This window comes from Streptomyces sp. NBC_01497 (assembly GCF_036250695.1).
Taxonomy (GTDB): domain Bacteria; phylum Actinomycetota; class Actinomycetes; order Streptomycetales; family Streptomycetaceae; genus Streptomyces.
Genome location: NZ_CP109427.1, coordinates 7,370,344 through 7,389,772, shown reverse-complemented (window position 1 = coordinate 7,389,772; position 19,429 = coordinate 7,370,344). Strand labels below are relative to the sequence as shown.

The 19,429-nt window shown below is 73.5% G+C and carries 19 protein-coding genes; 10 read left to right on the top strand and 9 right to left on the bottom strand.

What is annotated here, in order from left to right; genetic code table 11:
* Positions 1-14 precede the first annotated feature (14 nt).
* Positions 15-740 carry a lysophospholipid acyltransferase family protein gene (locus tag OG310_RS31315; protein ID WP_329460477.1) on the top strand — a complete coding sequence of 242 codons (726 nt, stop codon included), beginning with the start codon at positions 15-17 and terminating at the stop codon, positions 738-740.
* Positions 741-1,024: 284 nt separating this feature from the next.
* Here OG310_RS31315 and OG310_RS31310 read toward each other — a convergent pair whose 3' ends face one another.
* The 3 genes from OG310_RS31310 to OG310_RS31300 form a co-directional block, all read right to left on the bottom strand.
* Positions 1,025-2,110 carry a threonine aldolase family protein gene (locus OG310_RS31310; RefSeq protein ID WP_329460476.1) on the bottom strand — a complete coding sequence of 362 codons (1,086 nt, stop codon included), beginning with the start codon at positions 2,108-2,110 and terminating at the stop codon, positions 1,025-1,027.
* Complete coding sequence (locus OG310_RS31305; protein WP_329459199.1) at positions 2,107-2,931, bottom strand: SDR family NAD(P)-dependent oxidoreductase; 825 nt, start codon at positions 2,929-2,931, stop codon at positions 2,107-2,109. Before OG310_RS31305 ends, OG310_RS31310 begins: the two co-directional genes overlap by 4 nt.
* A 61-nt stretch (positions 2,932-2,992) precedes the next feature.
* On the bottom strand, positions 2,993-4,414 hold the full coding sequence (locus OG310_RS31300) for a DUF6421 family protein (protein ID WP_329459198.1): 1,422 nt from the start codon (positions 4,412-4,414) through the stop codon (positions 2,993-2,995).
* A gap of 291 nt (positions 4,415-4,705) precedes the next feature.
* Between OG310_RS31300 and OG310_RS31295 the strand changes: the two genes are divergently transcribed.
* Positions 4,706-5,356 carry a glycerophosphodiester phosphodiesterase gene (locus OG310_RS31295; protein WP_329460475.1) on the top strand — a complete coding sequence of 217 codons (651 nt, stop codon included), beginning with the start codon at positions 4,706-4,708 and terminating at the stop codon, positions 5,354-5,356.
* A gap of 222 nt (positions 5,357-5,578) precedes the next feature.
* On the opposite strand, the gene OG310_RS31290 is transcribed toward OG310_RS31295, so the two are convergent.
* Together OG310_RS31290 and OG310_RS31285 are read right to left on the bottom strand one after the other, a co-directional pair.
* Positions 5,579-6,193, bottom strand: coding sequence for a GNAT family N-acetyltransferase (locus OG310_RS31290; RefSeq protein ID WP_329459197.1), 615 nt, complete (start codon positions 6,191-6,193; stop codon positions 5,579-5,581).
* Positions 6,194-6,398: 205 nt separating this feature from the next.
* The gene (locus OG310_RS31285; RefSeq protein ID WP_329459196.1) at positions 6,399-7,241 is read right to left on the bottom strand and encodes an NAD-dependent epimerase/dehydratase family protein; all 843 of its coding nucleotides are present in this window, start codon (positions 7,239-7,241) and stop codon (positions 6,399-6,401) included.
* Between the two features lie 750 nt (positions 7,242-7,991).
* Here OG310_RS31285 and OG310_RS31280 point away from each other — a divergent pair.
* The 7 genes from OG310_RS31280 to OG310_RS31250 all read left to right on the top strand — a co-directional run bounded on the left by OG310_RS31280 (position 7,992) and on the right by OG310_RS31250 (position 14,353).
* Entirely contained in the window at positions 7,992-8,651 is a 660-nt protein-coding gene (locus tag OG310_RS31280; protein ID WP_329459195.1) for a ThuA domain-containing protein, read from the top strand.
* Positions 8,636-9,718, top strand: coding sequence for a Gfo/Idh/MocA family protein (locus OG310_RS31275; RefSeq protein ID WP_329459194.1), 1,083 nt, complete (start codon positions 8,636-8,638; stop codon positions 9,716-9,718). The genes OG310_RS31280 and OG310_RS31275 overlap by 16 nt, the downstream gene beginning before the upstream one ends.
* A 442-nt stretch (positions 9,719-10,160) precedes the next feature.
* The gene (locus OG310_RS31270; RefSeq protein ID WP_329459193.1) at positions 10,161-10,781 is read left to right on the top strand and encodes a DUF5134 domain-containing protein; all 621 of its coding nucleotides are present in this window, start codon (positions 10,161-10,163) and stop codon (positions 10,779-10,781) included.
* Positions 10,782-11,055: 274 nt separating this feature from the next.
* A complete protein-coding gene (locus tag OG310_RS31265) occupies positions 11,056-11,991 on the top strand; it encodes a M56 family metallopeptidase (RefSeq protein WP_329459192.1) in 936 nt (311 codons plus the stop codon).
* 123 nt (positions 11,992-12,114) lie between these two features.
* Positions 12,115-12,765 (top strand): phosphatase PAP2 family protein, encoded by a 651-nt coding sequence (locus OG310_RS31260; RefSeq protein WP_329459191.1) that lies wholly within the window; start codon positions 12,115-12,117, stop codon positions 12,763-12,765.
* A 19-nt stretch (positions 12,766-12,784) separates the two neighbouring features.
* Positions 12,785-13,495 carry an HAD family hydrolase gene (locus OG310_RS31255; protein WP_329459190.1) on the top strand — a complete coding sequence of 237 codons (711 nt, stop codon included), beginning with the start codon at positions 12,785-12,787 and terminating at the stop codon, positions 13,493-13,495.
* A gap of 204 nt (positions 13,496-13,699) precedes the next feature.
* Positions 13,700-14,353, top strand: a complete 654-nt coding sequence (locus OG310_RS31250) for a TetR/AcrR family transcriptional regulator (protein WP_329459189.1) — start codon at positions 13,700-13,702, stop codon at positions 14,351-14,353.
* Between the two features lie 13 nt (positions 14,354-14,366).
* Here the strand turns inward: OG310_RS31250 and OG310_RS38625 are convergent, their stop codons facing one another.
* On the bottom strand, positions 14,367-15,338 hold the full coding sequence (locus OG310_RS38625) for a DUF6214 family protein (RefSeq protein WP_443078773.1): 972 nt from the start codon (positions 15,336-15,338) through the stop codon (positions 14,367-14,369).
* A 104-nt stretch (positions 15,339-15,442) separates the two neighbouring features.
* Positions 15,443-15,793: an ArsR/SmtB family transcription factor gene (locus OG310_RS31235; RefSeq protein WP_329459188.1), complete on the bottom strand. Its 351-nt coding sequence runs from the start codon at positions 15,791-15,793 to the stop codon at positions 15,443-15,445.
* 142 nt (positions 15,794-15,935) lie between these two features.
* On the opposite strand from OG310_RS31235, the gene OG310_RS31230 reads away from it, so the two are divergent.
* Positions 15,936-17,015, top strand: coding sequence for an NADH:flavin oxidoreductase/NADH oxidase (locus OG310_RS31230; RefSeq protein ID WP_329459187.1), 1,080 nt, complete (start codon positions 15,936-15,938; stop codon positions 17,013-17,015).
* A 138-nt stretch (positions 17,016-17,153) separates the two neighbouring features.
* On the opposite strand, the gene OG310_RS31225 is transcribed toward OG310_RS31230, so the two are convergent.
* Together OG310_RS31225 and OG310_RS31220 are read right to left on the bottom strand one after the other, a co-directional pair.
* A complete protein-coding gene (locus OG310_RS31225) occupies positions 17,154-17,624 on the bottom strand; it encodes a winged helix-turn-helix transcriptional regulator (protein WP_329459186.1) in 471 nt (156 codons plus the stop codon).
* A gap of 363 nt (positions 17,625-17,987) precedes the next feature.
* A complete protein-coding gene (locus tag OG310_RS31220; RefSeq protein WP_329459185.1) occupies positions 17,988-19,343 on the bottom strand; it encodes an outer membrane protein assembly factor BamB family protein in 1,356 nt (451 codons plus the stop codon).
* Between the last annotated feature and the right edge of the window lie 86 nt (positions 19,344-19,429).

Below are 19,429 nucleotides of genomic sequence, written 5' to 3'. Positions count from 1 at the left end.
AAGGGTCCCACCACATGCCAGAGCTCGTCTATCGGCCGGTCATCGGCTTCGTCCGGTCGGTTTTCGCTGCGCTGGATGTGAAGATCGACCTGGAGGGCAGCGAAAACATCCCGCGTACCGGCGGCGCCGTCCTGGTCAGCAATCACATCAGCTACCTCGACTTCGTCTTCGCGGGTCTGACCGCGCTGCCGCAGAAGCGCCTCGTGCGCTTCATGGCGAAGGACTCGGTCTTCCGGCACAGGGTGTCGGGCCCGCTGATGCGCGGCATGAAACACATCCCCGTCGACCGTGACCAGGGCGAGAAGGCGTACGCGGACGCGCTGGCGTGTCTGCGGGCCGGCGAGATCATCGGGATCTTCCCCGAGTCCACCATCTCGCCGTCGTTCACGCTCAAGAGCTTCAAGACCGGCGCGGTGCGCATGGCGCAGGAGGCAGGGGTGCCGCTGATCCCGATGGGGCTGTGGGGCTCCCAGCGAATCTGGACCAAGGGCAGGCCCCGCAACTTCCGGCGCAGCCACATTCCGGTGACCGTGCGCGTGGGTGAGCGTCTGGAGGCGCCCGAGGGCCAGTACGCGGGGCCGATCACCCGACGGCTGCGGGAGCGCGTCCAGGAGATGCTGGAGGCGGCGCAGCGCGCCTACCCCGGCCGTCCCAAGGACGCGGGCGACACATGGTGGCTGCCCGCCCATCTGGGCGGCACCGCGCCGACCGCCGCCGAGGTGCGCGAAGCCGGCGCCTGAGCGGGCGCCGCCGGGAGGATCGCCCGCGCGGCACGGCATGACAGCGGCACGGCATGGCAGGGGGGCGGCGGACCGAGTGGTCCGCCGCCCCCCTGTCATGGCTTTCGTGCCGCGTGCGTGCGTTCCCCACGTGTCCTGCGTACGCCCCGCACACCGCGCCGGGGGCCCGGTGGCGGGACGCGGGCGTCGGCCCGCCACGGGAGGGCCCCGAGGTGCTGCCGACGCGTCCCGCCGTGCCCGCGGACGGGCCGCCCGCGGGCACGGCGGGACGCGGTCGAGCCGGATCAGGCCTCGCGGGCCATCTCCTCGGTGATCGCCCGCACGAACGCGTCGATGTCGTCCTCACTGGTATCGAAGGAACACATCCAGCGGACCTCGCAGGCGGCCTCGTCCCAGAAGTAGAACCGGAACTGCTTCTGCAGCCGCAGGGCCACGTCGTGCGGCAGTCGCGCGAAGACGCCGTTGGCCTGCACCGGGTAGATGATCTCCACCCCGTCCACGGCCCGCACCCCGTCCGCGAGGCGCTGCGCCATCGCGTTGGCGTGCCGCGCACCGCGCAGCCAGAGATCGCCGGCGAGCAGCGCCTCCAACTGCACGGAGACGAACCGCATCTTGGAGGGCAGCTGCAGCGACAGCTTGCGCAGTCGCTTCACGGCCCGCGCCGCGTCCGGGTTGAGCACGATGACGGCCTCGCCGAAGACCATGCCGTTCTTCGTGCCGCCGAAGGAGACGACGTCCACGCCCGCGTCGGTGGTGAACTCCCGGACCGGTACACCGAGTGCGGCGGCGGCGTTGGCGATGCGGGCGCCGTCGAGGTGGACCGTCATGCCGCGCTCATGGGCGTGCGCGCACAGCGCCCTGATCTCGTCGGGCGTGTAGAGCGTGCCGTACTCGGTGGACTGGGTGATCGACACGACCTGCGGCATGGCGCGGTGCTCGTCGTCGAAGCCGAACGCCTGCCGGTCCACGAGCGCGGGGGTGAGCTTGCCGTCGGGCGTCGGCACCGTGAGGAGCTTGAGCGCGCCGACCCGTTCGGGGGCGCCGCCCTCGTCGGTGTTGATGTGGGCGCTCTCGGCGCAGATGACACCGCCCCACCGGTCCACCATGGACTGCAGGGCGACGACGTTGGAGCCGGTGCCGTTGAAGACCGGGAAGGTCTCCGCCGCCGGGCCGAAGTGGCCGCGCACGAGGTCCTGGAGGTGGGCGGTGTAGTCGTCCTCGCCGTAGGCGACCTGGTGGCCGCCGTTGGCGAGGGTGAGGGCCGCGAGGACCTCCGGGTGGGCGCCGGCGTAGTTGTCGCTGGCGAAGCCCCGCACCGCGGGGTCGTGGTGCCGGCGGGCGTCGGTGCCGCCCGCCGTCGCCGGGTTCAGGGTCGATTCGGTTCGGGCGTCAGCCACAGACGGTGTCCATTCACTTCCTGTGCGGGCCGGTCCCAGAGCCCGGCGATGGCCTCGGCCAGATCCCTGACGTCCGTGTAGCCCGCGAACTTCGCATCCGGGCGCTCGGCGCGCAGCGCGTCGTGCACCAGTGCCTTGATCACCAGGATCGCAGCCGCCGCGCGCGGCTCGGCGTCGCCCCCCGCCTTGGCGGCCCTGCGGAAGGAGTCGCCAAGGGCCAGCGTCCAGGCCTCAGCGGCGGCCTTGGCCGCGCCGTAGGCCGCGTTTCCCGCCGTGGGCTTGGTCGCGCCCGAGGCGCTGACCAGGGCGAACCGTCCTCTGCCACTGCGCAGGAGGCCGTCGTGGAAGGCGAGGCTGGTGTGCTGGACGGTTCGGATGAGGAGTTTGTCCAGCAGGTCCCAGTCGGCGAGGTCGCTCTCGGCGAAGGACGCGGCGCCGCGCCAGCCGCCCACGAGGTGGACAAGGCCGTCGACACCGCCGTGCTCCTTCTCGACGCGCTCGGCCCAGGCGCGGGTCGCTGCGGCGTCGAGCAGGTCCACCGTCGCGCCGGTGACCTTGGTGCTGCCCGCGTACGCGGCGGCCTCGACGACCTCGTCGAGGCGTTTTTGGTCGGCGTCCGCCGCCACCACCGTCGCGCCGGCGACCGCGAGCCGCAGCACGGCGGCGCGCCCCGCGGGACCCGCCGCCCCCGCGACCGCGATCACCGTGCCGTCGAGTGAGGGGACGTGCGGAGCGTCGACGCTCTCCGCCGCCGGGCCCGCGTTCTCGCCGGCCGGTGTGCTCTCGCTGGTCATCGCGCGCTCCCCTGGTTCTCGCCGTCCGTGCCGCTGTCCGCCGCCGCCCGGGCGCCGTCGCTCACGCGGCGGCCCGCTCGTCCTGGCCGGCCGTGTCGTGCTCCGGCGTCGTTGCCGTGATGCCCCTCGTGGACGCCACCACGTTCTTCAGCTTCTTGGAGAGGGCCTCGTAGAACATGCTGAGCGGAAACTCGTCCGGCAGCACCTCGTCGACGAGTTTGCGCGGCGGCTGGGTGAGGTCGAGCGCGTCGGGACCCTTGTTCCAGCGCGAGCCGGGGTGCGGGGAGAGGTACGTGGAGACCAGCTCGTACGCGGCGAACCAGTGGACCAGCTTGGGGCGGTCGATGCCGGCGCGGTACAGGTCCTCGATCTCGGTGCACAGCATCTTGGTGACCTCGGGGGCGCGGTCCCAGTCGATGCGCAGTGTGTTGTCCGTCCAGCGCACGACGTCGTGCTTGTGCAGGTACGCGAAGAGGAGCTGGCCGCCGAGACCGTCGTAGTTCTTGACGCGCGAACCGGTGACGGGGAAGCGGAACAGCCGGTCGAAGAGGACCGCGATCTGCACGTCGCGTCCCTGCGGGAGGCCCTCTGCCTCCAGGGCGACCGCCTCGCGGAACGCGTTGAGGTCGCAGCGCAGCTCCTCCAGGCCGTACATCCAGAACGGCTGGCGCTGCTTGATCATGAAGGGGTCGAACGGCAGGTCGCCATGGCTGTGCGTACGGTCGTGGACCATGTCCCACAGGACGAACGCCTGCATGCAGCGCTCCTGGTCCGAGAGCATGGCGCGCACGTCGTCCGGCAGCTCGATGCCGAGCAGGTCGACGGCCGCGGTGGACACGCGGCGGAAGCGGGCGGCCTCACGGTCGCAGAAGATGCCGCCCCAGCTGAAGCGGTCGGGGACCTCGCGCACGGCGATCGTCTCCGGGAAGAACACCGCGGAGTTCGTGTCGTAGCCGGCCGTGAAGCCCTCGAAGGTGATCCCGCAGAACAGCGGGTTGTCGTAGCGGGTGCGCTCCAGCTCGGCCAGCCACTCGGGCCAGACCATGCGCAGCACCACGGCTTCGAGGTTGCGGTCGGGGTTGCCGTTCTGCGTGTACATGGGGAAGACCGCGAGGTGCTGCAGGCCGTCGGCGCGGTGCGCCGCGGGCTGGAAGGCGAGCAGGGAGTCGAGGAAGTCCGGCACGTCGAACGCGCCGTCGGCCCACTTGCGCAGGTCGGCGACGAGCGCCCGGTGGTACGCGGCGTCGTGCGGCAGGAGCGGCGAGAGCCGCTCGACGGCCGCCACGACACGCTGGAGTGCCGTCTCGGCGGCCTCCCGGGCGGGGGCGCCCTCGGCGTCGAAGTCGATGGAGCCGTCCTTGGACTGCCAGGGCCTGATCTCTTCGACGGCGCTCTTGAGTTCGGGCCACGCCGGGTGATCGACCACCCTCGCTGCGTCGGATGTGGTCGTCTGGGCGGTGCCCGGCACAAGAATTTCCGTCATGTCACTTCCTCCACGGGAGAACCTCGCGTAAAGACAGCGTATAAGTGAACGGTTCTCCACCACAAGGCCAGCCTCGCAAATTATCCTGCCCGACCCCCCTTCTCGCCGTGGATTTTGCGGCCTGCGGGGCCGCAGAGGCGTTCATTCGGGGGCCTGCGAGCGGAAACGATCGAACAAAGGGCATGTGCCCGTTAGGCTGCCGATCACGCGGCCCCGGCCGGAGCGGGGCGCGGCACCCTCGACGGAAGCGAGAGAGCCTTGACGATCCCCACGATTGGTCACCGGGGTGTGATGGGCGTCGAGCCCGAGAACACCCTGCGGTCGTTCCGGCACGCCGAGCGGGCGGGGATGGACGCGATCGAACTGGACCTCCACCTCAGCAAGGACGGCGCACTCGTCGTCATGCACGACACGGCCGTGGACCGCACCACGGACGGGAGCGGCCCGATCGCGGAGCTGACCCTCGCCGAACTGAAGGAACTGGACGCCGGCGGCGGCGAGCGCGTGCCCGTCTTCGAGGAGGTGCTGGACGCTGTCGCCTCGCCGATCCAGGCCGAGATCAAGGACGCCGCGGCGGCGCGGGCGCTGGCGGCGGTGATGCACGAGCGTTCTCTGGTGGAGCGGGTGGAGGTGTCCTCGTTCCACGACGAGGCGGTCGCCGAGATCGCCCGGCTGGTGCCCGGCGTGCGGACGGTGCTGATCGCGAGCCGCTGGGGCGGGGACATCGTCGACCGGGCGAAGGCCGCGGGCGTCGCGACCCTCGCACTCAACATCCGGCGGCTGACCCTGGAGGTGGTGGAGCGCGCGCACGCCGAGGGGCTGCGGGTGCTCGGCTGGGTCGTCAACACGGAGGACCACCTGCGGCTCGCGCGGGCGTTCCGGCTGGACGGGGTGACCACGGACCGGCCGGAGATCCGCGAGGCCACCCGCACCGGCGCCTGACGGCACCGGGCGCATCGGGCCCGGGCACCGGGCCCCGCGCATCGGGCATCGGGCATCGGGCATGAGGTTCGGAGAACGGTCCGTGCCTCGCGGCGGGCCCGGCCGTGACCGCCGCCCCAGGGCCTGGACCCGGCGGGGCCCGCGTCCCCGCCACGACGCGAGCGGGGCCGCGCCCGCCGGGCGGGGCTCCCCGTCAGCGCTTCACCGGCGACGCGCCGTCGCTCAGCGGTTCGCGGGGAACGCGTCCGCCGGGCTCGGCCGGCCCTCCGTCGCGGCGTCGGAGAGCGGCGCGGCGTCGGTGAGCCCCTTGACGAGCAGCTCGAAGCGCAGATCGTCCCTGGTGGGCTTGCCGAACCGCTCGTCCCCGTACGGGAAGGGCGTCATCACGCCCGTGCGCCGGTAACCGCGCCGCTCGTACCAGGCGATCAGCTCCTCCCGTACGGAGATGACCGTCATCTGCATCTCGCGCGCGCCCAGTTCGTCACGGGCGATGCGCTCCACGTCGGTGATGACCCGCCGGCCGACACCCGCTCCCTGCAGGCCGGGACGCACCGCGAACATGCCGAAGTAGGCGGCGGCCTCGCCCCGGTCCTCCAGCTGGCAGCAGGCGACGATGCCTCCGTCGCGCTCCGCGACGATCAGGCGGCTGTCCGGCGCCTCGATCACGTCGAGGACACCCCGCGGGTCGGTCCGCTGCCCTTCGAGGATGTCCGCCTCGGTGGTCCAGCCGCCCCGGCTCGCATCGCCGCGGTAGGCGGACTGCACCAGATCGACCAGGGCGTCCACGTCGGCCGGCGTGGCGTCGCGGTAGGTGAGCGGGCCGGTCTGCGGGTCCATACGGCGGGGTCCTTCCTGCGGGCGGGATACGGCGGGAGTCCGAGCGTAACGCGGCCCCCGGCCGCTCCCGGACGCGGCGGCCGGGGCACCCGGTCCTGGCCACGTGCCTGCGCCAAAGCTCCACGGCCGTCCCGCCTTCCGACGGGCGCAGGGCCGGATCCTCGCGTGCCTCCGGCGGGCCGTGGCCCCGTGCGGCGACGCGGCCTTACGCTTCGCGCCACCCGCGCCGCGCGGTGAAGCCGATCAGCTCGGCGCAGGCACTGACGTCGAACAGGCCCGCGTGCCCGGGGAGTTCGGTGAGCGCCGGGACACCGGGGTGGTGCCGGGTCAGGAGCTCGGCGGTGGGCACCGGGGACGAGGTGTCCTTCGCGGCGACGTTGACGACGTGGCAGCCGTGGATATCCGCCTCCAGGGCGTGCCGTACGGCCTCCGCGGCGTCCCTGGTGTCGAGCCAGCCCCACAGCTCGGCGGAGTGCCGGCCACCGGGGTCGGCCGCGACAGCGGCGAGGTGGTCCGCGAGGCGCTCGCCCGCCCCGACGAACGGGAAGCGCATGCACACGATGCCGGTGCCGTAACGCCGGTGGGTGGCGCGCGCGATCTCCTCCAGCACGACCTTCGACAGCCCGTAGGGGTCCTGGACGACGAGGGGGTGTTCCTCGTCGACGGGCACATGGCTCGGGGACTGCGGGGTGGGCGCCCAGGCGAATCCGAGCGCGGACAGACTGGAGGCGGCGACCACCCGGCGCACCCCTGTGCGGCCCGCCTCGTCCAGCACCCGGTACGCGGTGAGGCAGTTGTTGGCGAACAGCGCCCCCGCGTCGGGCAGATGGGGGTGCGGGATCGCTCCCAGGTGCACGACGGCCTCGGCACCCTCCATGGCCCGGGCGACAAGCTCCGCGTCCCGGAGGTCTCCGGTGTGCACGCGCTCCGGGCGCGGGTCCTCGACGGGTACGAGGTCGGTGGCGACCACGTCGTGGCCCGCGCCGAGGAGTTCGTCGAGCACATGCCCGCCGATGTGGCCCGCGGCGCCGGTGACCAGGACACGCATCAGACCCCCACCGCCCCGGCCGGGCTGCCCGCGCAGTACCTCTGGACGCACTGGAAGAGATCCATCACCGCGTTCACCACGATCAGAGCACCCGCCATCCGGTTGTTGTAGTGCGGCCCATTCTCCGACGGCGGGGCCCGCGGACCCAGTGGCGGGGTGAAGTCCGACCGGTCCTCCGGCGGGCGATGGCCGGCCGGAGTTCGCTCCGGGCCGGCAAACGCCGTGAGCGGCGTCGTCGCGATCAACGGGGTTCGGGCGAAGGGGAGATGGCCCGGGCCCTGACGCGCGGACCGCCCGCGCCGTCCGCTCACGCGCGATCCCGCGGCCCCCACGGGCCGGGCCGCAAGGCCCCGGCCATCAACAGGAGGGACGGCGGGGCCCGTGCGTTGACGACGCTGCGAACGGTGTACCGCGCCGCACAGCTGACAACGCCCCGCCCGGCCCGCCCGGTGCGAGCCCGCCTCCGGGGCTCCGGCCCCCGGGACATGCGAGCCTCCCCCGGGCGCCCCACGCGCGGGACGCCAGCTCGCTCGCCTTCGGGGGGAAGGAGACCACCGTCGGCCAACCCCCCGTCCACGAGGTCTTTCCCGGTACGATCATCGCTTCGGAGGGCGGTCCCGCCCCCCACGAGAAACCGGGGCACGGAGTGGACTTCGACGGGGCCTCCGCCGCGAAGTACCCCGTGCCCGAACCGCTCCAGCACGACTGCTGGGCCCTGCCGCGCAACACCGATGGGAGCGTGCAACGCGCATGACGAGCGAACAGAAACGTGCCCTGGTCGTCCGTGGCGGCTGGCCGGGACACGAGCCGGTGGCGATCACCGACCTGTTCCTGCCCTTCCTCCGCGACAACGGCTACGAGGTCGAGGTCAGCGACACCCTCGCCGTCTACGAGGACGCCGGGCGCCTCGCCGCGTCCGACCTGATCATCCAGTGCTGGACGATGGGTGAGATCACGCCGCAACAGCGCGAGGGGCTGGTCACGGCTGTGCGCGCCGGCACCGGTTTCGCCGGATGGCACGGCGGGATCGTGGACGCGTTCCGCGGCGACGTCGACTACACCCTGCTGACGGGCGGCCAGTTCCTGATGCACCCCTCCGGCTTCTCGGACCACACGGTGAAGCTGGTCAAGGAGCGCTCCGAGCACCCCGTGATCGCCGGGCTCAGTGACTTCCGGGTGCACACCGAGAAGTACTGGATGGCCACCGACGGGGACATCGACGTGCTCGCGACCACCGAGTTCGAGCCGGACGAGCGGCGTCCGCACGCGGTCACCATGCCCGCCGTGTGGACCAGGACGGTCGAGGCGGGGCGCGTCTTCGTCTCCACCATCGGCCACAAACCGGACGACTTCGACGTGCCCGAGGTACGCACCCTCACGGAGAGGGGGTTGCTGTGGGCCGGCCGCTGAGGATCGGCATGGTGGGCGCGGGCAAGATCAGCGGCGCCTACCTCGACACGCTGGCCCGTCTGGACAACGTCGTCCTCAGGGCGGTCACGGATCTGGACGCGGCCCGCGCGACATCCGTGGCCGACCGGGCCCCCGGTGCCGCGGTCGCCGACTCGCTCGCCGACCTGCTCGTACGGGACGACGTCGACGCCGTGCTCAACCTGACGATCCCCGCCGTGCACGCCGAGGTCGCGACCGCCGCACTGGCCGCGGGCAAGCACGTGTACGGCGAGAAGCCCCTCGCCGCGACCCGTGAGGAGGCGGACGCGATACTGCGCACCGCCGCGGCGGCCGGCCTGCGGGTCGGCTGCGCGCCCGACACGGTGCTCGGCACCGGCACCCAGACCGCGCGCAGGGCCGTGGACGACGGGCGCATCGGCAGGCCCGTCGCCGCGACCGCGTTCATGACCACGGCAGGGCACGAACACTGGCACCCGGACCCGGAGTTCTACTACCGGCCGGGCGGCGGCCCGCTACTCGACATGGGTCCCTACTACCTCTCGGCGCTCGTCCATCTGCTGGGCCCGGTCACCAGGGTGACCGGCGCCTCCTCGCGACCGCGCGCGGAGCGTGTCGTCGGCAGCGGGCCGCGTGCGGGATCGGTCTTCCCGGTCGAGGTGGAGACCCACGTCACCGGGGTGCTGGAGCACGCGGACGGCGCCCTGTCGACCCTGGTGATGAGCTTCGACATCCACGCCGCCCGGCTGCCGCGCATCGAGGTGCACGGCACCGAGGGGTCCCTGTCCGTCCCGGACCCGAACGGCTTCGAGGGGCCCGTCGACCTGTTCGCGGCGGGCGGCGACTGGGAGACGCTTCCAGTGTCGGCCGGCTGCCCCGGCGGCGGCCGCGGGACGGGCCTCGCCGACCTGTCGGACGCCCTCGCGGCCGGGCGGCCGCACCGCGCGTCCGCCGAACTCGCGCGCCACGTACTGGATGTGATGCTCACGCTGCTCGACGCGGCGGAACAAGAACGCACTCTGCGGGTCAGCAGTACCTGCGAGCGTCCGGAGCCCGTACGTACCGCGTGAACGCTTGGGGCGGGCGGCCCGGGAACGGTGGGGAGCCGATGCCTCCCCACCGTTCTTCCCTCCGGGTAGGGCCGGCGGCGGCGGCGCCGCGTGCCTCGTGCGGGCCCCTCGCGCCGGGCCGAGCCCGGTGTGTGCCGCCACGCGTGGAACCCTCGGCGTCGCGGGGGTCGAACCGCGGCAGACCGCCGTGTCGAGGCTGTTCCGCTGCGTCCACGGGAAGCCTGGGTCGACACTCGCCAGGCCCCGGGACGAGCCGGGCTTCGCAGCCTGACCGCCGGTACGGAAAGAGCGTCGGGGGCGCGAGCGCCGCCCGGCACGCCCCCTGATGTCCCCGTGCGCTCGTATGCGCGCCGAGCAGGCCGGGCAGCCCTTTCCTGGGAACGACTGCCCCGCGCAGGCCGCCGCTGGGCCGTACCGACACGTCGGGGGAGAGTGCCGCGCCATGCACGCACCGTTGTTGGTGAGTTGGCTGCTCGTCGCGCTGTGCGCGGCGTCCGGGGCGTACTGCGTGCTCCGCGCGCGCAGCAGGACGCCGGAGCGGCGCGCCACCGCGCGCGGCGAGGCCCTCATGGGTTTCGGCATGGCCGCGATGGCGGTGCCGGCCGCGGTGATCGCCCCGCCCGGCTGGGTCTGGACGGCGTACGCGGCGGTGTTCGCGACGGGCGCGCTCGCGGCGGGCGGGGCGATGGCGCTGCGCCGGGGGGGTCCCGGCCACCACCTGCACCATCTGCTCGGCATGCTGGCGATGGTCTACATGGCGTGGGTGATGGCGGCCGCCCCGGCCGGCCACGCGGGGATGAGCGGCATGGCCGGGATGGGCGCGGAGCGCGCGGCCGGGTCGCCGGCGGTCACCGGACTGCTGCTGCTCTACTTCGCGGGCTACGTGCTGTGGGCGGGTGCGCGGCTCATGCCGGGGACGCTCACCGCCGGCGCCGGGAGCGCCGGGACGTCCGGCGGCCCCGGCCCGGTGCGGGGGGTGCGCTGGGGCGACCGTCCTGAGCTGGCGCTCGCGTGCCGGCTCTCCATGGGGACGGCGATGCTGGCCATGCTCCTCACGCTGTGAGGCCGGCTCCGGACGGCCGTCCCGGCCGCGCGGAACACCTTCCGGTCCCCCGCCCCGTCCGCCGGGTCATCCCGCCCCCCCTTCCCCTGCTCCCGTGCGCCGGGCCCCGCCGGACCTCGTCCGCGACCGGGCCGCGAGGTCCGTACGGGGGCCGACAGGCCCGCACATGAGGGGAGTTGCCGGGCCGCCGCTGACCGACGGCGGGCGGAGTGTCCTGCGTCACGTGCCCTCCGGGCCCTTATCCGGGGTGCCTTGATCCTCATAGGCTGGGGCCATGATGGTCTCGCTGGCGCTGTTGCTGCTCGGGGCGCTCGCCGCCGTCGTGGCACCGCGGCTGCTGTCGCGGGCCGACTGGCGCGAGCGCGAGCCGGTGGTGGCGCTGTGGGTCTGGCAGTGCGTCGTCGCCGCCGTCCTGCTGAGTTTCGCCCTGTCGATGCTCTTCAGCGCCGCCGCCACCTGGGCTTCCGTCAGAGGACATGTCTTCGCGACGGCTCCGGAGGGTGTGGCCAGGGCCTATGCGCTGGACGGGCACCGGCCCTGGTCCGCGGCGCTCGCGATCGTGCTGGCGAGCGGCGGGGTGTGGACGGCCGCGATGCTGACCCGGGAGATCCACCGGTCCCGCAGGCGGCGCGTGCAGCGCCGCCGGGAGCTGCTGGTCCGCTCCCCCGTGCTGCCCGGCGAGGTGCCGGGTGAGGAGCCCCTCGTGGTCCTGGAGGGCGACAAGCCGGACGCCTGGTGGCTGCCGGGCGCGGCGCCGCAGCTGGTGATCACGACGGCGGCGCTGCGCCGGCTCAAGGACCGCCAGCTCGACGCCGTCCTCGCGCACGAGGAGGGCCACGCGCGCGCCCGCCACGACTGGTTGCGGCACTGCTCCGGCGCGCTGGCGAACGGGTTCCCGCAGATCCCGGTGTTCGCCGCGTTCCGCGACGAGATCCACCGGCTGGTGGAGCTGGCGGCGGACGACTCGGCCTCGCGGCGCTACGGGCACCGGGCGATCGCTCTCGCCCTGGTCGAACTGAACGAGGAGCGCGGCGTGTTCGGGCCGGCTCCGGCCGCGGACGCGGAGCTGCCGCAGCGCGTGAACCGGCTGCTGTCCCCGGTGCCGAGGCTCGCGCCGGGCCGTCGCCTGCGCCTGACGGCCGCCGCGGCGCTGGTCCCCGCAGTGCCGCTGATCGTGGCGCTGGTGCCGGGACTGCACGCCCTGGGCTGAGACACCCCGTACCGCGTACGGGCCACCGGCCGGGCCCTTCCGGGCGCCGCTCCACCGGGTCCGCTGCCCCGCCGCACGGCCGGATGCGTCGTGCCCGCCATGTTCTCGGCAAGGATCAGGCGTATGCGCGTACCGCTGACACCCTCCGCCAGGACCGCCGTGGTGACGGCGGCCGCCTTTGTGGTGCTGCTCGCCCTCGTGGCGGCCGGCTGGGGACCGCTGCTGTCGTTCGACCGTACGGTGGCGGTCGCGCTGCACCGGCGCGCCCTGGCGGAACCGGGTCCCACCCACGTGATCCGGGTGTTCACGGACCGGGTGTGGGCTCCCTCTACGATGCGGGCGCTGACGGCCGCGGCGGTGATCGTCCTATGGGTCCGCCGCGACCGGTGGCTCGCGGGCGGGCTGGTCGCCGTGACGCTGGTGAGCTGGGGGCTCCAGCAGGCGGTGAAGGCCGCGGTGGACCGGAGCCGGCCGCACTGGACGCACCCGGTGGACTCGGCGCGCTTCGCGGCGTTCCCGTCGGGGCACGCGATGTCGGCCACGGTCGCGTGCGGGCTGCTGCTGTGGGTGCTGCGCCGCTACGGCGTGCGGGGCGGCGGCTGGGCCGCGGCGTGCGCGGTGGCGGCGGTGTCCGTCGTCGGCGTGGGGTTCACCCGGCTGTGGCTGGGCGTGCACTGGGCGTCCGACGTACTGGGGGGCTGGCTGCTCGGGATCTTCCTTGTGGCGTGGTCCGTCGCCTGTTACGGGCGTTTGGCCTTGTCCCGGGGGCGGTGAGCCCGCGAGGATCGGTGCCATGACGTTCAAGGCAGTCCTCTTCGACTTCTCAGGGACCCTGTTCCGTATCGAATCCGCCAAGTCGTGGCTGAGCGCGGCGCTCGCCCAGAGCGGTGTCGACATGCCCGCCGACGAGATGCGCCGGAGCGCGATGCGACTCGCCGTGGCGGGCGCGCTGCCCGGCGGACCGCTACCGGAACGCGTGCCGGCCCACCTGTCGCACGCGTGGGCGGCCCGGGACGAGAGCGCCGAACTGCACCGGGTCGCCTTCACGGGGGTCGCCCGCCAGGTGGAGCTGCCGCACCCCGGTCTCTACGACGCCCTGTACGAACGTCACATGGCGCCCGCCGCCTGGCGGCCGTACGCCGACGTGACCGAGGTGCTGGGCGGACTGCGGCGCGCCGGGATCGCGGTCGGGGTGGTCAGCAACATCGGCTGGGACCTGCGGCCGGTGTTCCGCGCGCACGGGGTGGACGAGCTGATCGACGCGTACGTCCTGTCGTTCGAGCACGGCATCCAGAAACCGGACGCCCGGCTGTTCCAGGCGGCGTGCGACGAACTCGGCCAGGACCCGCACGACGTGCTGATGGTCGGCGACAGCCGGGAGGCGGACGGCGGGGCGGCGGCGCTCGGCTGCGGGGTCTTCTTCGTGGATCACCTGCCGGTGGAGGAGCGACCGGCCGGGCTGCGGCCCGTGCTCGCACTCGCGGGCGTCGGAGCGCACCCGTAGGTACCCGTCCCCGTCCGGCGCTCCCGCCACGGCGGGCGTGCCGGACGGCTCCGCCGCCGCGGAGCGGATATGCGTATGTGTCTGCCTTGGACGATCCCCCGCGTCGCCCAAGGCAGACGAGCCCCGCCGAACGGACCCGTACGGGCACGCGGCAGGACGCACTGAGTATATTGGCCAAGAGCCAGTCAACGCAGGAGTCACAGCATGTCCCCCCGAAGCCCAGAGGTCAACGAGGAAATGCGGAGACGCTCCCGCGAGCGGCTCCTCGACGCGACCGTCGAGCTGGTCTCCGAGGCAGGGTACGAGGCGACGACGCTGGCGGGCATCGCCGACCGGGCCGGATCCGCGCGCGGCCTGGTCTCGTACTACTTCCCCGGGAAACGGCAGCTTCTCCAGTCGGCCGTGCACCGGCTGATGCACCGTACGCTGCAGGCCGGCCTGGAGCGGGAACCGCGCACGGACGACGGCCGCGAGCTGATGGCCCGTGCGGTGGACGCCGTCCTCGGGCTCACGGTGTCCAACCCGACGCTCATGCGCACCCACATGGCGGGGATCCTTCAGGCCGAGGGGTTCGTGCGGTGCCCCGAGCAGCAGCGGCTCGCACAGCTGCTGCGCGAGACCGTCGTCCGCTACGGGTCGCCCGACCCGGACTCGGACTACCCGCTGCTGCGGGCGCAGTTGATGGGTGCGGTGTTCGCGATCCTCATACCCGGCGCGCCCATGCCCCTGGTCCGACTGCGGACCGACCTGTTCCAGCGCTACGGCCTGGAGTGGCGGCTCGGCGTCCCGCCGGCCGGGGAAGCCCCGGACGGGAAAGCGCCGGACGGGACACCGGGCGAAACGCGCGTACCCGGCTGAGCGGGCCGGCGCGTCAGGCGCGCCTGCGCCGGGAGGGCAACTGCCCCTCGTCGCGCGCGCCCGCGATCAGCCGCAGGGAGCGGCGCCTGCTGAATCCGGTAGCCGCCATCACGGCGAGGACCGGGTCCTGGCCACGGGACTGGGCTGCCCGGTAGACACCGACGACGTCCCGGCGCCGCGCGGCACCCCACGGGGCGACCGCGCGGCCGCGATGGCGTCCCGTGGCGCCGGCCGATACCTCCGCCGCCGTCCGCGCCCGGTCGGGGTCGGGGCTCGGTTCGGGGCCGGGAGCCGGTTCGGGCCCAGCGTTCGTCAGGGCGCCCTGCCCGGCGGCCGGGGGCGGTGCGGCCCCGGCCGTGCGCGGCGCCTCCGGACGGACGGCATCGCACCCCTGGGCGACGGACTCGGGCAAGGATCCGGGAAACGTCGGTCCAGCCGTCTCGGCGCGACGGTCCGCGGGAGCCTCCCGAGATGCCTCCTGCCGCGCGTCCGGCGCGGGCCCCACCGCGAAGGGGCCGGGCCCCGCGGGGAGGAACGACGGCTCAGGGGGCGCATCGGCCGTCCCGGCGAGGGCCCCCTGCCCGGCGGCGGGCGGCTCCTCGGCCCGGGCCACGAACGCCCCGGCCCCCGCGCCGTCCACGATCGGGGCCGTGGGCCCATCGGGCGGAACCGGGACGGAACCCGTCACCGAGGCGCAGGCCGCCTGGAGGGGTGCGTCCAGGGCGGAGGCGAGAGCGGCGAGGCCCGCGAGGGGCAGCGGAGGATCCGCCTGGGCGTCCTCGATGGCGATCGTGTCGCCCTGGACCACGGCCAGCACGTCCACCCGTGCCCCGTCCGGCAGGGTGAGGCGGACGTCGAGCCACGGCGGACGGACATCGCGCCCGGCGTCGGTCACCGTTCCGTACCCCTGCACTTCCCAGACGGGCAGGCCCTGCACGGTGTACTCGTCACATGTGCGGGCGGTCATCAGCTTGTGTTCCGACACATTCACAACTTAATCAGGCAATCCGCCCTTATTGTCATGACGCGCCGTCATGGCACACCATGGGGCGACACCGCCGGCACCCACGGGAGACTCCGGGCCCGCCCTCAGGGGGCGCAGCGCACCGCCTGCGCCTCCGCCGCCCGCAGGACGCCGTCCAGCAGTCCGGGGAAAAGGGCGTCCAGGTCCTCGCGGCGCAGCCGGTTCATCTTGGCCGTCCCGCGATACACCTGCTGCAGCACGCCGCTCTCCCGCAGCACCCGGAAGTGATGGGTGAGGGTCGACTTGGACACCGGCAGGCCCACGCGCGAGCATGCGATCTCCTCCCCCTCCATCTCCGCGACCTCGCGGACGATCCGCAGGCGCTGCGGATCGGACAGGGCGTGGAGCACGGCTTCGAGGCGGATCTCGGCGCGGGTGGGGTGAGCGAGCTCACGTGGGTTCGTCGGGGCGGCCACAGCGACACCAACCTCGTCTGGATGCCTGCGGGAAGGAAGGGCTCCCATAGTACGAGAGACCGTTGTTTGACACATGCCGTAGTACGACAGGTACCGTACCAGCGTACGTCGACCGTCGAACCGCGCACTGATTGGAGCTCCTGTGAGCGCCCTCTTCGAGCCCTGCACCCTTCGGTCCCTCACCCTTCCCAACCGGGTATGGATGGCAGCCATGTGCCAGTACTCGGCCGATGCCACGGGGCCCGGCGCGGGTGTCCCCGGAGACTGGCACTTCTCGCACCTCGCGGCCCGCGCCGCCGGCGGCACGGGGCTCATCATCACCGAGGCCACGGCCGTCAGCCCGGAGGGCCGCATCAGCCCGAACGACCTCGGCATCTGGAACGACACCCAGGTGGAGGCGTTCCGCCGGATCACCCGTTTCATCTCGTCCCAGGGCTCCGTCCCCGGCATCCAGATCGCGCACGCGGGGCGCAAGGCGAGCACCCACGTGCCGTGGGCGGGCGGCGGCCCGGTCGCCCCCGAGGACGGCGGCTGGCAGGTCGTCGGGCCCAGCGCCGTACCGTTCGCCGACGGGCACCCGGTGCCCACCGAGCTGACGACCGACGGCATCGCCGAGATCGTCGGGCAGTTCGCCGACGCGGCCCGCAGGGCGCTCGACGCCGGGTTCAAGGTCGCGGAGGTCCACGGCGCGCACGGCTACCTGGTCCACCAGTTCCTCTCGCCGCACAGCAACCACCGCACGGACGCGTACGGCGGCTCGTTCGAGAACCGCGCCAGGTTCGCACTGGAGGTCGTCGACGCGGTGCGCTCCGTCTGGCCCGAGGACCTGCCGGTGTTCTTCCGGATCTCCGCCACCGACTGGCTGGAGGAGAACGGCTGGACGGCCGAGGAGACCGTGCGCCTCGCCGACGTGCTGCTCGCCCACGGCGTGGACCTCATGGACATCTCCACCGGCGGCAATGTCTCGGGCGCGCGCATTCCGCTCCGTCCCGGCTACCAGGTGCCGTTCGCCGCGCAGGTCAAGGCGGCGACGCGGATGCCGGTGGCCGCCGTGGGCCTGATCACCGAGCCCGGGCAGGCCGAGAAGATCCTCGCGAACGGCGAGGCGGATGCCGTCCTGCTCGCCCGCGAACTGCTGCGCAACCCGTCATGGGCGCAGCGCGCGGCGGCCGAGCTGGGCGACACGGCGCACGTGCCGCAGCAGTACGCGCGCGCGTTCTGACCCGGGACACGACAGCCCGGCGCCCCGGGCACGGCGCCGAGGCGAGCGGACCACACCGAGCACCGCGTCACGTCGGCCGCCCCCGCCGGACCGTCCGGCCGGGGGCGGCCGTCCGTCGTGGGAGGCCCCGGGCGCGTTTCACGCCTCCACGCCTGCCTCCTCTGTGTCTCCTGCCTCGCGTACGAGGGTCGCGTTGTGTCCTGTGACCTCCCGGCCCGTCGCCCGGTCGACGAGGACCGTCCTGAGCGTCCGGCCGCTGGCGGCATCGGCGACGCGTGGCGACGGGAGCTCGGGACGGTCGTGCTTCTCCCCCCACTGCGCGAGGGAAACGAGGACGGGGAGGAAGTCGCGACCGGCGTCCGTGAGTAGGTACTCGTACCTGGCGGGTCGCTCCTGGTACGGCCGACGCTCCAGCAGGCCGGTGTCGACCAGGGCGTTCAGCCTGCGGGCCAGCGAGTTCTCCGAGATACCCAGACTTCGGGTGAACTCGCCGAAGGTGGTCATCCCGAGGAAGGCGTCGCGCAGGATGAGCATGCTCCACCACTCCCCGGCGTGTTCCAGTGCGCGCGCGATCGGGCACTGCATGTCGGCGAAGCTGGTGTGTTTCATGGTGTCCTCACGATCGTCCGGCCGGGACAGTATGGCACTTCCATCATGGAAGCGGTGTGTTCCGGGCGGGGCCCCGCCACGGCAGGCGTGCACCACACGGCGATCTCGGCGTACGTCCGGATCGGACCGGACCGGAAACAGCGCTCGGCCGGGCGAGCGCCGGGCGTGCCGGGAAGACGGGACAGCGACCTGCCGGACAGGACGCGCGCGCCGTTGCCACGGAGCCGCTCGGGCCCCACACGGGCCGGGCGAGGGAACTCCTCGGCGCGGCACCGGGCCACCGCCGGGACCGACTCAGGCACGGGGCTCGCGCGGCCCGCGGCGCGCCGGATCCGCTCACGCCCCGTCGGTGGCCCGCCGCCCTCAGGGAGCCGGAACGGACCGCAGCGCTCCGCGCACCGTGGTCCGTACGACCAGGTGCCCCCCGCCCCCACCGGGAACGATCACCGCCGGGTATCTGCTGCCGCTCGTCTCCGGGTACGCGGGGGACAAGCGCGGTGCGGCGGTGCCCTTGCCTGCGGGCCCGGCGCGCAGGCCCATGCTGATCAGCCGGCCCTGGTGGCTGTCGTTCCCGGGGGTGAACGTGACGAACCTGCCGCCGTCCAGGGCTCCCTGCTCGCTCGTCGCCGGGTAACTCCACAGCGCCGCGCCGCTGTCCAGGTCGAACGCGGTCCAGTCGCCCGTACTGCCGTCCTCCGCGTTCTCCTCGTACAGGACGAGCACGCCGTCGTCCGAGAACAGTGCGCGCACCGGCTTCATCCCGCTGTCCCGCAGGGTGCGCAGCGGCCGCAGTGTCACCGGATCGAGCCGCACGACGGGCGGGAAGGTGTCGGAGGCGGAGAGCCCGTCGCCGGTGCAGACCAGATAGCCGCCGCCCGCGACGAGTTGCGGGCACTCGGTCCCGGCGCGGCTGGTGGCCACGACATCGCCGGTACGGGCGTCGCGGGCCGTCACCACCGATCCGTCGGTGGTGTAGACCCGGCCACCGGACGCGCGGGGCGGCTCCGCCGGATCGGCGGTGACGCCGCCCCGGTGCCACAGGACGGTGCCGTCGGCGGCACGGTACGCGGTGAGTTCGACCGTGCTGTTCCCTCCCGGGGAACCCGCCGCCGCGTCGGTCGCGTACACGGTGCCCGCGCCCTGCGCGAGGGCGACGTACGTCCGCCCCGGGGGGAGCCGGTGACTCCAGGCGCTCGTTCCCGTCCGCAGGTTCGCCGCGTGCAGGGCGTCGGCGCCCGCCGCCACGGCGCGCTCGTCGGACGCCGAGAGGACCAGGCCCACGGACCTGCCGGCGGCGAGTGAGGGGATCTGCCAGGTCACGGCGCCGGTGACGCGGGATCGTCCGGCGAACCCGTCGGCTCCGGCACCGCACACGACCTGGTGCGCCGTGGCATCGCAGGCACCACTCGCGACCGGGCCGGAGAGCGACTGCGTCCAGGAGCGCCAGTCCCCGGTGACCTGCGTCGCGGGGAGAGCCCTGGAGGTGGGGGAGGCAGAGCCGGAGCCCGGCGCACGGGTGGCGCTCCGGGCACCCCCGGCTAAACCATCGGAAGGGGTGGAACCACCGGATGGGGTCGCCGGGTGGGAACAGCCGAGCGTTCCCAGGCCCAGACCCACGGCGATCCCGAGCGCGAGCAGCGCCGTGCGGGTGGCGCCCCACAACGGCACCGGCGGCGCCGGCCATGTCGCGCGCCCGGCCCTGATCCGCATCCGGCCCATACGCGAACCCCCTTCTGACGCCACAGGTTTTTCATGCTGCCAGAACACCGTGGCGGAGGATCCGGTTCCGTGGAGGGGATTCGACC